This window comes from Neobacillus sp. D3-1R, from assembly GCF_052180215.1.
Taxonomy (GTDB): domain Bacteria; phylum Bacillota; class Bacilli; order Bacillales; family Cytobacillaceae; genus Pseudoneobacillus.
The window spans coordinates 4,009,632-4,022,718 of the sequence record NZ_CP197471.1 but is presented as its reverse complement, the minus strand read 5'-3'; the positions used below and the strand labels follow the sequence as shown (position 1 = coordinate 4,022,718).

Sequence of the window (13,087 nt, the reverse complement as noted above, 5' to 3'; positions counted from 1 at the left end):
TCTCAAGTAACCTGAAAAAAATCCCATTATCAAAAAGGAGAAATTATGAAAAAGTCACTTTCGATTGTTGTCATTTTAGGAATCATCGTCTCATTCTTACTTCCAACTCCATCTGCGTTTGCCAAAACTTCTTTTATCGATGTTCAAGAACAATTTTGGGCTTCTGCAGAAATTGAATATCTTAAAGATTTTCAAATCATTAACGGCTATCCAGATGGATCATTCAAACCTAACAATACCATTACACGAGCACAAGCTGCGATTATGCTCAAGAGAGCTTTTCAATTAGATACATCATCCGTTGAAAATCCAAATTTTGAGGATGTCAAAACCACTTATCATGCTTATAAGGAAATTGCAGCCGTTGTCGAAGCTGGTTTTATCGAAAAAGGTGAATTTTTCAGACCTAATGATAATTTAACTCGTGGGGAAATGGCTAAAATTTTGGTCAATGCTTATCAGTTAAAAGGTACATACACGCAAGAAATTAAAGATGTATCAACAGACTTATTACCTTATGTCAGTGCCTTAGCTGCAAATGGAATAACGGATATTTATGATGACCAGACCTTTAAACCAAACGATCCAGTGAAAAGAGCCCATTTCTCGGTATTTTTTTCAAGAGCTCTTAACCCTAACTTTAGAGCTGAGTATTCCGTTTTAAAACTGATTCTTCCACAGTTACAATTTGATATGGGTGTCGATGAGGTAAAGCAGCTAATGAAAGATTATACATTAGTAAATGAAACAGAGCTCCCATTCGAATTTACTGATTATCAGCTTACCTACTCAGCCAACGTTTCGGGTTATTCTGAAAATGAACAATTTGTTTTAAGCTTTAAAAATAATCAATTTCATAGTCTACTTATCAATATTGATAATAGGAATCTGAAAAACAAGCCAACAGCAGAACAGTTGGATGCAGAGTTTACTAAGTATTCTACTTTTTACAAGGCTTATGTTGGTTCTCCATTAAAGGTAGACGTAACGACACCGGATCCAATCGTTTTTTATAGTAAATTAGCAACTTACGAAGGTAAATACACTGAGGAATGCAAATTGTACGTTCAAGGCTATGATTTTAGAGAAGATCAAGAAGGTTATATGACTTCATATATGTTTCTTGTTAAGAAAAAATAAATAAGAAAAGAGTCAGGTAAAAACATAGGACGGGTAATGGAATAAGCATCATTTAAAACAAAAAGCTCAGAGCGTATAATCTCTGAGCTTTTTGTTTTTTATTTAGGCTGTTTTCGTATAGTTTGTGGTTTTCGTAAAAATCCCTAAAGCCGGATTTTTACAGGCTCTCTTAAAAAGAGATTAGCTCTTTTCTTCATTTTCTATGAGTTTCAACACCCTATATAGTGAAATGCCTATTTATTAGTTAGAAAAAGCAACAAAGTTTCAGAAAAGAGCCTTTATTTATTTAGTTTATGCCTGTAAATTCAGACTTCTCTTCAATAACTGGACTATTTAATAAAGCTGTCACTATCTTAATAGCCGCCTTTTTTCTGTATATAAGCAACAAAGTTATCCATATTTTTTTGTGTGTATCCATTAAATGTTGTTATAATTTCCATGTTAATCGTGTAAGAACCATATGTTAAGGATTTTTTAGTAGGATCCTTCTTTGTTGAGAAATTATATATTTCATTCATTAATGTTGATACATCTTCTTTTATCCCAAATTGAATCAGTGTTTGGCTAACTAGTTCGATAGATGGTTGATAAGTTGGAGTTAAGTTGCCTATAAATAACTGATCACCAGTATTTTCAATGGTTATACGTGGAGAAAAAGGCATTCCTTCCACCATAGCTTTTGATCGTGCAGTGATAACCCCATTCGATGATTTTTCTAGTGTAAATTCTTTCTCCTGAAATAAAGGTAATAACGCATTAAATAGAGCATCCCCTCTTAATTCATCTTTCCCTATTTCACTAGCCATAATGTTAAACTTCAGACGGTCCATCTTGGCAAAAAAGGCACTAACATGGGCACGTTTTAATCCATCTTGGCCACCAAAATCTATATATTTATCCTCACTTACACCTTTACCGGCTGTAATATGATTTTCATACATCCAATCGATTACATCTTTATCAGAACCGGTTAACCCTCTCGATTTAAAAAATGCCTTCGCGAGTTCTAATCTAGTAAACACTTTATTTTTATGAGAAATATCAGTATGACCGGGCAATAACACACCGCTCTTTTTTAAATAGTCATAATGAGCATTGGACCATTGAGTTGGATCTAATCCTTCCTCGATAGTTGGGTTAAAATATCTACTCATAATGGCTGCAAATTGAGATTCTGTCAGAACATTATTCGGTTTAAATGTACCATCTGGGTATCCTTTTACCAAATTCTTTTCAACCGCCCAACTTATGGTTTCATAAATTGGACTCTCTTTTTTTACATCGTTAAATTGAATATCTTCAGCGTGCCCATTACTTGCAAAGCTAAAGAGACTTAATGCCAGAGCACCTGTAATGAATAAACTCGTTTTGAATTTCATATCCTTACTCCTTTTAAAATGTATAGTTCATTTTACTCGTATTTCCATTTTTTACTATACCACTCTCTACTTTTATTTCAATAAAGAAAGATGAACTCTATAAATTTCACATTTTTGTCATAGATTTAAGCTGCTATTACAAAAATAAAAAGGCCACTAATATCAAGGGTTCGACAGCGTTTGTAACATATTTGCTCGAAAAAAGGCGATATTTTTAGAAAATTGTAATAAAACTGTAATGTAGATTGACCTTTTTTGTAATATTCATCCGTTATAGTAGGTTTAGAGAGTAACAACAGGGGGAAAGATATCATGTTGAAAAAACTAATAGCTGTACTATCTTTTTCATTTACGATAGCTCTTGCTGCACCATTAATGAGTGAAGCAGCTACTAATTCTACTAATACTAATACAATACAATATGTTGATATAAAATCAGGTACCTTAAATGTGAGAGAAAGTGCATCTGAAACTAGTGCCATTGTAACGGAAATACCAATGGGAAAAAAGGTTTATGTATATTCCGAGGCAAATGGTTGGGCACATGTCAAAGTTGGTGAATATAAGGGCTATGTAAGTGCCCAATTCCTATCTGCTAAAACGAGTGCTAAAAAAACAGATTCTGTACATAAGAAAGTTATCTCTGCTGCTAAAAGTACTCTAGGTGTTAAGTATAAATTTGGTGGGACAAGCACGAAAGGTTTTGATTGTTCAGGTTTTGTAGGATATTCCTTTAAAAAGGCAGGAATCACTTTACCTCGAACAGCTGCAGATATGCAAAACGAAGGAACCAAGGTTTCCTCTTTAAAACCTGGAGATTTACTTTTCTATTCAGAGTATAAAGGTGCAAAAGCCACACATGTTTCTATTTATTTAGGAAATGGCAAGATGATTCATTCCGCAACATCAAAGGGTGTATCAATTACAAGTATTGATAACTCTTATTGGAAAAAACGTTTTATTGGGGCAAAAAGAGTTTAATATACTAGTAGAAGCCTAAGTTCAATCGACTTGAACTTAGGCTTTTTAAAATAGAATGATATAATAAAGCCTTTAAAAAACAGCTTAAACTAATGATTAAGCTGTTTTTTACTCATTATTTTGTTGAGATCTCGATTACTTTATATTTTGGGTCATAAGAGAACTTGGTATTTAAGGCATCACTTATAAATCGAACTGGAACCATGGTTGTTTTCTTATTTAGAATAATAGGTGCAGCATCTAATTTCACGGGTTTCTTATTAACGTATGCCACTTTACTACCAATTTTTAAGGTAACAGTAGTGTTCCCTTTTTTTGCATATACGGATTTGGTTTTACTCTCCCATGTGACCTTTGCACCAAGTTCTTCAAAAATACTGCGCATTGGAACCATTGTGCGTCCTTCACTAATAACAGGAGGTTGAATATATTTTTGTTCTTGATTATCTATGACCACAGTAATCTCATCCAAATCGAATAAATGAACATCGTAGGTAAGAGATGATGGGGAACCGTCACTTTTTCTAATTCCTTCTACTAAAACGGTTAAAGTATCTCCTTCTTGATAATCAAGGTTATTTGGTTTAAAAGTTAGTAAATAGGGATTAGCGTAGAAATAGCCATTGTTTACATAACCAACAGGGTTTGTTAGAACCCACTTATTCTTCGTTCTTTGATTTGTAATGGTTAGTTTGACTTTCTTCTTATCAATTTCTTCATATCTATTCTCATTTAAAGCTAACGACCAAACACTAGCCCCTTCTGCAAAAGAAATGGGAAAGTTCCCTTTACTTGGCCAAGCGATATAGTCGTAATGGTATCCTAATTCTATAGGATCTGAGGAGCTCATATGCATTAAAGAAAAATAACCAGAATACCCGAATCCTACACTCGTGAGATTAGGTGATAAAATAGATGTTCGATGCCCAGCTCTTTGCAAATTGTGCTCACCGGGATCATCCATAAAGCCTGTTACGGCATTTGCTAAGGAGAACTGACCAAAATGTAGGTTTTCCCAACCGGGATTAGCAGTTTCGTAGAATTCTTCAGACATATCTTTCGGTTTAGGTGGATTATGTGGGCTATTAGAATCATAACTCACTTCTAGTAATGCAGCCTTATGCTGGGCAGAATTTACTAAACTATTATTTAATTTTATATTCGAATTCATATTGGCTATATATCTTACAAAGTTTGTCATGTTTAAAGCATCATTTAAAAAAGAGGCTTTGAGCTTGCCAGCTTTATATGGTGCTTTTAACAAGGGCTCTTCCATAAACATTTGTCCTTTATGCTTAGGATTTATTTCCTTCCATTTCTTTTTAATGGCTACTTTTGTTTTTTTTTCTTCTAGAAGTTCTGCTGTCACCATTTTCTTACTAACTAACATATACTCATCGTAAAAATAATTTTCACCACCAACATACAAAATTCTGTATGTAAATCCCTGTAAAGGTGCTGTCGTGATGGTAAAATGGCCATCTGACCCAATGGTTGTTTCATAGTTCTGACTGTCATCAGAATTATCCAGATTTTCAACATTAATGACGGCCATTTGTATCGATGAATCCTTGGTGATTCCCTTTACCGTAATGGAACCATCCGCATTAAAAAAGGCTTTTGATTGCTTTCCTTCATCGTAACCTAATAGGACATCCTCTTCGGCAAATGTAGGTATACTGGAACATATGAAAAATAAACTTACCATTAAAATAAAACTAAATTGTATCTTTCTAAACTTCAAATCTACTTCCTCCTTAAACGTATCTTCTAATCGATAAAATCTCACTTGCTGTATAATTTCTTGATAGTATTGTATATTTATATTATAAATTTTGGAAAAAATTATCAATATACTAAGAATAAAGGCGGGAATACAATGAATCATTTTCTTAAAAGAGTGGCTATCATGATACTGCTATTTACCCTAATTGGTACAACCCAAATGGCATCAGCTGCTGGAATTAAAAAAGTATCGATTACAAATCCCAAGAATCATCCGTTATTAAAGGAATATTTTATCCCTGAGAACCAGAAATATGATAAGACTGACAATGGCGTTCAAGTCTATTTTCAATCAAAAGGAACTGGGTATGCTCAGTACTATCAGCTTATTGCAAAGAAGGCTGGAAAGACTTTATGGAAAAAGGACTTTCATGTAGGTGTAAGTCTATTAGGTGTCGAAAGGAATCTTATTTTTCTATATGAAAATAATCAAAATACGGCTATTAATGGACCTTCTACCCTTATTGTATTAAATACACAAGGGAAAACGATTTATCGTTCAGGTCTAAATGGAGCGGTTGTAAATGACGCCTATACATATATTCGCGATGGGGATGCTATCTATTTTGTGACGGACCGTTTCTATGATCGACTCAATGAAGGTGGAACAACACCAGGTAAACTATACTCTAGAATGGTTGCTGTATCAGTGAAAACAGGGAAAATTCTTTGGACAAAAGGGTTGGGTGTCGCGAATCGGCCCCCTTTACTTTATAAAGGAAAAATTTATGTAACGGATAATAATGAAGGATTATTTTCTTTTGATGCAAAAGGAAACAAAACCCTGCTTTTGAAGGATGACAATATTGATGGCCAAGCTGTTTTTTCACCAAAAGGGTATATTTATTTAACCTTTTTCACTGATTCGAACCAAGACGTTTTAAGAGCCTATGATCCAGAATTTCGTTTATTATGGTCTCAACCATATGATGGTTTTGACGTTAACCTATTAGTAGATGATGACCTTATCTTTCTATCCACCTATGAATACGAGGGTGATGTAGGAAGACTCTATACGATAAACGAAAAAGGTAAAGTCCTTTGGACCTATAAATATAAGGGATATGATTCACAAGGTGTTGTGACTTCGGGGAACAATGTCTTTTTCATTAGTCGAACGGACGAATCGGAAGTCATTCAATTACACAATAATTTAGTAGCGATTGATAATCGAATTTTTGGATTTAATAAAAGAACAGGTGCCTTACTCTATAGTACGAATTTAGGTAGTTATTCTTTCGCTACTAATGAATATCCGGTTTCTCGAGTATTTACAAAAAACATCCAGCCGATAATAGAAGAAACCTCTAGAACAGGGAAGACCAGTTATTATTTTTTGAAGTAGTGTTTTTAAAGTCTCTGTAAATTTTGATAATATACTGAAATAATTGTCAAAAACCTTGGTAAATGAAAAAGCTGTCAAGCCCTCTTTCTATTATAAAATATGGAAGGAATTCAAAAAAATGATAGAATTCCAAAGTAGACACCATCTTTTTATCGGGATTGGCTATGTAGCAGACGGGAACTATTGGACTCAGGAGTTTATTGGGAAATAATACTAGATGGACTGTCGATAATATCGGCAGTCTTCTTTAATATTTATAATTAATTCCTATTAAGTTAGTATTTTCAAGGTGAGGTTGTTTTTTAAAAACTAAGACCTGAGCCCTAATTACATATACTTCTCGGTCCCAATGCGGGTTTGGTGTTCTTTTAGGATAATAGAGGAAACTAGTGAGTTAAATAGGAGGTTATTCATGGAAACGGTATTGCAAATCTCGAATCTGAAAAAAAGAATCGGGAAAAAAACGATTATTCACGACTTAACGTTGGATGTCTATAAAGGTGAGGTATTCGGTTTTCTCGGACCGAATGGAGCAGGGAAAACAACGACGATTCGGATGATTGTCGGCTTAATGTCGATTACAGAAGGGCAAGTACTCATAAATGGAAAAAGTGTTTCCAAGGATTTTGAGAGTGCAGTCCGCCATGTGGGAGCCATTGTCGAGAATCCGGAGTTATATAAATTTCTAACAGGCTATCAAAATTTGGTGCACTATAGCCGGATGATGAAGGGGATTAGTCAGGAACGTATTCAAGAGGTGGTTAAATTAGTTGGTTTGGAAAATCGGATTCATGATAAGGTAAAAACCTATTCATTAGGAATGCGTCAACGTCTTGGGCTAGCCCAAGCTTTACTGCATCGACCATCTCTACTAATCTTGGATGAACCGACAAATGGACTAGATCCAGCTGGGATTCGTGAAATCCGTGATTACTTGCGAAAACTAGCAAAAGAGGAAGGATTAGCGGTTTTTGTATCCAGTCACTTGTTGTCTGAAATGGAACTCATGTGTGACCGGATTGGGATTCTCCAGAATGGAAAACTAATTGATGTTCAAAGTGTGAAGGGCTTTACACATGATAAAGAAATGCGGAAGGTTGTTTTTACAGTAGACAGTGCTTCTATGGTTCAAGACTTGCTTAGTGCAGGGGAGGTTCTTTCTGGGGTTCAAATTGAACTAACCCTTGAAAAAGAAGATATTCCTGCCGTTGTCGCTAAATTAGTAGAGAAGGATATCAAAATTTTTGGCATTGAAACAAAAGAGAAATCTCTTGAAGATAAATTTTTAGAAATAACAGGAGGTGAGCAAATTGTCTAGCATGTGGGCATTAATTCAAAATGAAAATATGAAAATATTTAGGCGTATCGGAACGTGGACTATGATTGCGTTACTGATGGTGATTGTCATCGCTGGTGGGATTATTGAAAAAGTGACCTCTAAGGACGACCAAGCAAATTGGAAAACATCTTTACAACAGCAGACCCAACAAATGGAGCAATCGTTGAAAGATGGTCATGTCCCTAAAATGATGGTGGAAACCATTAAGAAGGATATCGCCATTAACCAGTATCGTATTGAACATGATTTAGATCCGTTTGGCCATGGAGCCTGGGAAAATGTTGTTGATGATGCGGCTATTGTGGGTGTTGTTACCCTTTTTACGATTATTATTGCTGGAGGAAGTGTGGCTTCTGAGTTTTCTTGGGGAACGATTAAGCTTTTGCTGATTCGACCAGTTAATCGAGCGAAAATCTTATTCTCGAAATATATCGCAACTTTTATTTTTGCGTTAATACTGCTGTTAATTTTATTTGTTTTATCCTTTATCGTTGGTGGAGCATTGTTTGGTTTTGATACTTTAAGTAATCCGCATTTATCGTACCAGGCTGGTAAGGTGGTCGAGTCGAATATGTTTATACATGCGATTCAGGTTTATGGATTAGCTTGTGTGAATCTGTTAATGATGGTCACGTTTGCGTTTATGATCTCGACCATTTTTAGAAGCAGTTCGTTATCGATTGGACTAGCGATTTTCCTCATGTTCACCGGTGTACAAGTGACTGGTATTTTAGCAACCAAGTTTGATTGGGCAAAGTATATTTTATTTGCTAATGTGGATTTAACACGCTATATCGATGGCGTTCCATTTGTCGAAGGGATGACCATGACCTTCTCGGTTGTGATGCTAATTGTTTATTTTATTGTGTTTAATGGGTTGACTTGGTTTATTTTTAAAAAGAGAGATGTAGCGGCATAAACAAAAGGATGGTGTTCAGGCACCATCCTTTTTTTCACTTGAATTAGGCAAAGGATATTTCTTTTTTACATACTGAAAAAACAAGATTGTACAATACTGAACAAGTAGATATACCGTGAAAGAATAATAAAGATTCCATTTTTTATAAGTGAAAATATGTAATTTGTATGCGATCCATTCAAAACCAACTCCAAAAAGCGAGAATCCTAAGATGTATAGAGCAGTATAAATCCCATTTATGTTCAAACGGTCATAAATATAGATGAAAAGATAGGCAAAAGGTGCATACATAAAATAAGTAAGAACACCAAAGAACTCATATTTAGGAGAATCCATCACATCGTATAAATCCATAAATGGCGATGCTAGGATATGATCAAATGTTCTGGAATAAAAAGATGAAAAAATCATAACTAGGAATGACAAAGAATGCGGAAATCTTTTCGGTAAAAATAAGTATAGTAACACCCCGAAAATAAGTGTTCCAATCAGCATCCATTCATTTTCGTCAAATTTTTCAGGTAGCGGAAGAATCGTCAAAATATCCCTCCTTTGCAAGTAGCTTGCCTATTATCAAATGAATCAAGAGAGCTATCAGATAGAAGAAAAACCAAACGATCATGGTTTGAAATACATCCCATTTTATAAAATCAATAATTTTTAAATAAATTAACCATTTTTCAAAGAAAATAGGGAGAAAAATGAATGATAGGAAGATGAAACATTGGTATAGTTTGTTTTTACTAAAATAAAACAATTCAATAAACCACAAGGTTAACATCGGAAATAAAATGATTTCAGCCATACGAAATGGGACATAGGCAGTCACTTTTTCTTTGACTTTCCATAGTTCTAAATTATCAACAATGATCGAAATGAAAGATGAGTAAATAAAAACAAGAGTAAGAAAAACAAATAGATATTGCACGATATGGAAATGCTTCTTTTTCAATAGAAACAAGATAGAAATGAAAATGATAAAATCAATAAAAAGAGAGATTTTCATGTGTTTTCCTTCCCTAATGAACGGCTTATAAGAAACATCGTTTATAGATTTTCCTATATCGTCTACTATTTCCTTTTAATCCTAAATTTATAAAAAATCGGTCTTTAAAATGGTAAAATAATACAAACCACTTTTTGTAGGAGATGCTCCGAAATGGATGAGTGAAATTAGAGAGTTTGGGGGAGAAAAGTATTGAAGAGGATATGGATATTAGGTCTTCTTTTTCTACTGCTAGTTGGCTGCAACAGTGAAAAGGTTACGAAAAAGGAAGAATCTAAATTAACAGATTCAGAGAAAGAACAAGAAATAGAGTTAGTTGAGGGATCGAAGCTTTTGGTTGCTAATGAAAAGGCTTTAACCGGGGATATTAAGGTGCTCCCGAAATTTAAGATAAAAAGCTTAAATCGTGAGCGTAATATCTGGATTTACTTTCCTCCGAGCTATCAGGCATTCGATAAAGAATATCCGGTTCTTTATATGCAAGATGGCCAAAGTATTTTCAAGTCAGCTGATACGGAGTGGAAGGTTGATGAAGCGCTAAAAGATATTTTTAAACGTAACCAGGCAGAGGAAACGATCGTAGTCGGAATCGAAAGTGACCCTGAAACAAGATTTGATGAATATGCTCCTTGGAAAAATGGAGCAGGTGACGGCGGGGAAGGCGACTTATACGTTGATTTTATTGTGAAAGAGTTAAAACCCTACATCGATGACCATTTCCGCACACTGAAGGATCGAGAAAATACGTTGATTGCTGGCGCTTCCATGGGTGGTTATATTTCTTTATATGCTGCTGTAAAATATCAGGATGTATTTGGAAAAGTAGCTGCCTTTTCACCGATCATTGGTTTTAATAAAGCTTCCTATGTCCAGTTTATTAATAAAGAAAAGAAGAAACAGGACATGATCATTTATCTAGACTCTGGTGAGAAAGAAGAAGAATTTATTAATGCAGACGAAGATGTTAAAGAAATGAAAGAACTTCTCATAAATGTTGGATTCCAAGACAGTCAGATGAAAATGGTCATTGACCCCAACGGAATTCACCGAAAAGAATCATGGCAGCAACGATTTCCTGAAGCCTTTGTTTGGTTGATGAATGCAAAGTGATTAATTGGGTGCTTGTCATGATACCTATTTGGGTATTTGGTAAAATTGAATTTTCAGAATTGGTTCCAGTGTCCGAAATATTATAAATGGTGTCCGAAAAACGTCGGCATCTGTCCGATAAGTAGAAAAAGTTGTCCAATAAACACCAAATTTTGTCCGAATGGAATAGGTTTAAGAGAAAATACCAGAAAAGCCATCCAGCACCCTGGATGGCTTAGGTAATTTAATAAGGATATGGATAGCCGCCTGGAAAACCACCGTAACCTCCATACCCTCCGTATGGAGCATATGGCACCGGGTATGGATAGGCATATCCAGGTGAAGCAGCCATTCCAGCTACTGTTCCTAATGCTAATCCTGTTGCAAGTCCTCCGAGTCCACCGCCGTAGCCCCAGCCGCCGCCGTAACCACCATAACCGCCGTGTCCCCAGCCGCCACCATGATGGCCCCAGCCACCGCCATGTCCCCAGCTTCCTCCGTGATGGCCCCAGCCACCGCCATGTCCACCTCCGTGACCTCCATGTCCATGTCCGCCTCCACCATGTGGTGGTCTCATAAATTGATTCATTTTGATCATCCTCCCTTTCTTTTTTCAGCTGTTTTCGGATAGTTTGTGGTTTTAAGGCTCTCTTAATAAGAGCTCAGCTCTTTTCTTCATTTTCATAAGTGTTTAACACCCTATATTGTGAAATGTTAATTATTAGTTACAAATAGCAACAATGTTTCAGAAAAGAGCCTTTCTCATTTATCATATGTACGAAAGCCTAAGAGGGGACTGAAATTTTTAAAAATCAACGATTGAGTAAGTTTCGATTATTTGATTTGTGATAAATTCAGGTGTTATAAATAGGAGGTAATTCATATTTAAGGAGGAAACCAAATGCCAACAAGCTTGCAAGATTCAACAACGTTACATAATGGTGTGAAAATGCCATGGTTTGGTTTAGGTGTATTTAAAGTACAAGAAGGTTCTGAAGTCATTGAATCGGTGAAAGCTGCGATTAAAAATGGTTATAAGAGCATTGATACAGCAGCGATTTATCAAAATGAAGAAGGCGTTGGACAGGCTATTAAAGAATCAGGAGTTTCCCGTGAGGAATTGTTTATTACAACTAAGGTTTGGAACTCTGACCAAGGGTATGAATCGACACTTCAAGCTTTTGAAACAAGCTTAGAAAAACTTGGTTTAGATTATTTAGATTTATATTTAATCCATTGGCCTGGAAAAACTAAATATAAAGAAACGTGGAAGGCGCTTGAAAAACTTTATAAAGACGGCCGCGTGCGTGCGATTGGGGTAAGTAATTTCAAAGTACACCATTTAGAAGATTTAATCAGTGATGCTGAGATTAAGCCAATGGTCAATCAAGTAGAATACCATCCACACTTAACACAAAAGGATCTTTTAGCGTATTGCCAAAAAGAAGGGATACAACTTGAAGCGTGGTCACCATTGAAGCAAGGTCAGCTTTTAAATGATCCGACCTTAATGGAAATTGCCGAAAAATACGGCAAATCTACCGCTCAAGTGATCCTTCGTTGGGATCTGCAAACTAAAGTGGTTACCATTCCGAAATCTATTAAAGAACAACGCATTATCGAAAATGCGAATATCTTTGATTTTGAGCTATCAGCTGAAGATATGGCTAAGATTGATGGACTGAACAAGGATGAGCGTGTAGGACCGGACCCAGATGTGATGAATAATGGCTTTGAAAGCTAAAAAGTAAACCCGCATTTAATAAGTTCAAAAGTAACTAACAAGAAAAATCATAAACTGTTAGCATGAAAAAAGCTTGGATTAACTATAATCCAAGCTTTTTTTAGTATGTTTTTTTGTAGATGGTTTTTTAGCGGACACAGGATCCCTTATTTTCCTAAAAAGTATGAATTCTGTAATGTTAGAGGACACAGAATCCTTTATTATCAAAAATAGCGCGAAAAAAGGTTGCTCTTTATGGAATAACGGAATGCGAGTCCTTTAGTCCTTCTAAAATGGCGTTTTTTGCACAAATAACGGAATGTGAGTCCTTTACATGAAAATTCTTCTTTACCATTTGATTTTTTCTCGACAAAATTCCAC

12 protein-coding genes are annotated in these 13,087 nt (G+C 35.4%); 7 read left to right on the top strand and 5 right to left on the bottom strand.

The window, feature by feature from the left end; all coding sequences use genetic code 11:
- Window positions 1-45 precede the first annotated feature (45 nt).
- The gene (locus ACSBPO_RS20470; RefSeq protein ID WP_442596577.1) at window positions 46-1,140 is read left to right on the top strand and encodes an S-layer homology domain-containing protein; all 1,095 of its coding nucleotides are present in this window, start codon (window positions 46-48) and stop codon (window positions 1,138-1,140) included.
- 353 nt (window positions 1,141-1,493) lie between these two features.
- On the opposite strand, the gene ACSBPO_RS20465 is transcribed toward ACSBPO_RS20470, so the two are convergent.
- A complete protein-coding gene (locus tag ACSBPO_RS20465; protein ID WP_442596575.1) occupies window positions 1,494-2,519 on the bottom strand; it encodes an S-layer homology domain-containing protein in 1,026 nt (341 codons plus the stop codon).
- Window positions 2,520-2,831: 312 nt separating this feature from the next.
- Between ACSBPO_RS20465 and ACSBPO_RS20460 the strand changes: the two genes are divergently transcribed.
- Window positions 2,832-3,500, top strand: a complete 669-nt coding sequence (locus ACSBPO_RS20460; protein ID WP_442596573.1) for a C40 family peptidase — start codon at window positions 2,832-2,834, stop codon at window positions 3,498-3,500.
- Between the two features lie 115 nt (window positions 3,501-3,615).
- On the opposite strand, the gene ACSBPO_RS20455 is transcribed toward ACSBPO_RS20460, so the two are convergent.
- Window positions 3,616-5,244: a stalk domain-containing protein gene (locus tag ACSBPO_RS20455; protein ID WP_442596571.1), complete on the bottom strand. Its 1,629-nt coding sequence runs from the start codon at window positions 5,242-5,244 to the stop codon at window positions 3,616-3,618.
- A 135-nt stretch (window positions 5,245-5,379) separates the two neighbouring features.
- Between ACSBPO_RS20455 and ACSBPO_RS20450 the strand changes: the two genes are divergently transcribed.
- The 3 genes from ACSBPO_RS20450 (at window position 5,380) to ACSBPO_RS20440 (ending at window position 8,888) form a co-directional block, all read left to right on the top strand.
- Window positions 5,380-6,630, top strand: coding sequence for an outer membrane protein assembly factor BamB family protein (locus ACSBPO_RS20450; RefSeq protein WP_442596569.1), 1,251 nt, complete (start codon window positions 5,380-5,382; stop codon window positions 6,628-6,630).
- Window positions 6,631-7,042: 412 nt separating this feature from the next.
- A complete protein-coding gene (locus tag ACSBPO_RS20445) occupies window positions 7,043-7,948 on the top strand; it encodes an ABC transporter ATP-binding protein (protein ID WP_442596567.1) in 906 nt (301 codons plus the stop codon).
- A 1-nt stretch (window position 7,949) separates the two neighbouring features.
- Entirely contained in the window at window positions 7,950-8,888 is a 939-nt protein-coding gene (locus ACSBPO_RS20440; protein WP_442600419.1) for an ABC transporter permease, read from the top strand.
- A 15-nt stretch (window positions 8,889-8,903) separates the two neighbouring features.
- Here ACSBPO_RS20440 and ACSBPO_RS20435 read toward each other — a convergent pair whose 3' ends face one another.
- A complete protein-coding gene (locus ACSBPO_RS20435) occupies window positions 8,904-9,428 on the bottom strand; it encodes a hypothetical protein (RefSeq protein ID WP_442596565.1) in 525 nt (174 codons plus the stop codon).
- Window positions 9,406-9,894, bottom strand: coding sequence for a hypothetical protein (locus tag ACSBPO_RS20430; protein ID WP_442596563.1), 489 nt, complete (start codon window positions 9,892-9,894; stop codon window positions 9,406-9,408). The genes ACSBPO_RS20435 and ACSBPO_RS20430 overlap by 23 nt, the downstream gene beginning before the upstream one ends.
- 192 nt (window positions 9,895-10,086) lie before the next feature.
- Here ACSBPO_RS20430 and ACSBPO_RS20425 point away from each other — a divergent pair, with 192 nt between their 5' ends.
- Window positions 10,087-11,004, top strand: coding sequence for an alpha/beta hydrolase (locus tag ACSBPO_RS20425; protein ID WP_442596561.1), 918 nt, complete (start codon window positions 10,087-10,089; stop codon window positions 11,002-11,004).
- A 223-nt stretch (window positions 11,005-11,227) separates the two neighbouring features.
- On the opposite strand, the gene ACSBPO_RS20420 is transcribed toward ACSBPO_RS20425, so the two are convergent.
- Window positions 11,228-11,572, bottom strand: coding sequence for a hypothetical protein (locus tag ACSBPO_RS20420; protein ID WP_442596559.1), 345 nt, complete (start codon window positions 11,570-11,572; stop codon window positions 11,228-11,230).
- Window positions 11,573-11,884: 312 nt separating this feature from the next.
- On the opposite strand from ACSBPO_RS20420, the gene ACSBPO_RS20415 reads away from it, so the two are divergent.
- Complete coding sequence (locus ACSBPO_RS20415; protein WP_442596557.1) at window positions 11,885-12,727, top strand: aldo/keto reductase; 843 nt, start codon at window positions 11,885-11,887, stop codon at window positions 12,725-12,727.
- Window positions 12,728-13,087: the final 360 nt, after the last annotated feature.

Excerpts from the sequence above, each read along its gene's own strand:
- ACSBPO_RS20470 (WP_442596577.1), top strand. The coding sequence starts at position 46 with ATGAAAAAGTCACTTTCGATTGTTGTCATTTTAGGAATCATCGTCTCA.
- ACSBPO_RS20465 (WP_442596575.1), bottom strand. The coding sequence starts at position 2,519 with ATGAAATTCAAAACGAGTTTATTCATTACAGGTGCTCTGGCATTAAGT.
- ACSBPO_RS20460 (WP_442596573.1), top strand. The coding sequence starts at position 2,832 with ATGTTGAAAAAACTAATAGCTGTACTATCTTTTTCATTTACGATAGCT.
- ACSBPO_RS20450 (WP_442596569.1), top strand. The coding sequence starts at position 5,380 with ATGAATCATTTTCTTAAAAGAGTGGCTATCATGATACTGCTATTTACC.
- ACSBPO_RS20445 (WP_442596567.1), top strand. The coding sequence starts at position 7,043 with ATGGAAACGGTATTGCAAATCTCGAATCTGAAAAAAAGAATCGGGAAA.
- ACSBPO_RS20440 (WP_442600419.1), top strand. The coding sequence starts at position 7,950 with ATGTGGGCATTAATTCAAAATGAAAATATGAAAATATTTAGGCGTATC.
- ACSBPO_RS20430 (WP_442596563.1), bottom strand. The coding sequence starts at position 9,894 with ATGAAAATCTCTCTTTTTATTGATTTTATCATTTTCATTTCTATCTTG.
- ACSBPO_RS20420 (WP_442596559.1), bottom strand. The coding sequence starts at position 11,572 with ATGAATCAATTTATGAGACCACCACATGGTGGAGGCGGACATGGACAT.
- ACSBPO_RS20415 (WP_442596557.1), top strand. The coding sequence starts at position 11,885 with ATGCCAACAAGCTTGCAAGATTCAACAACGTTACATAATGGTGTGAAA.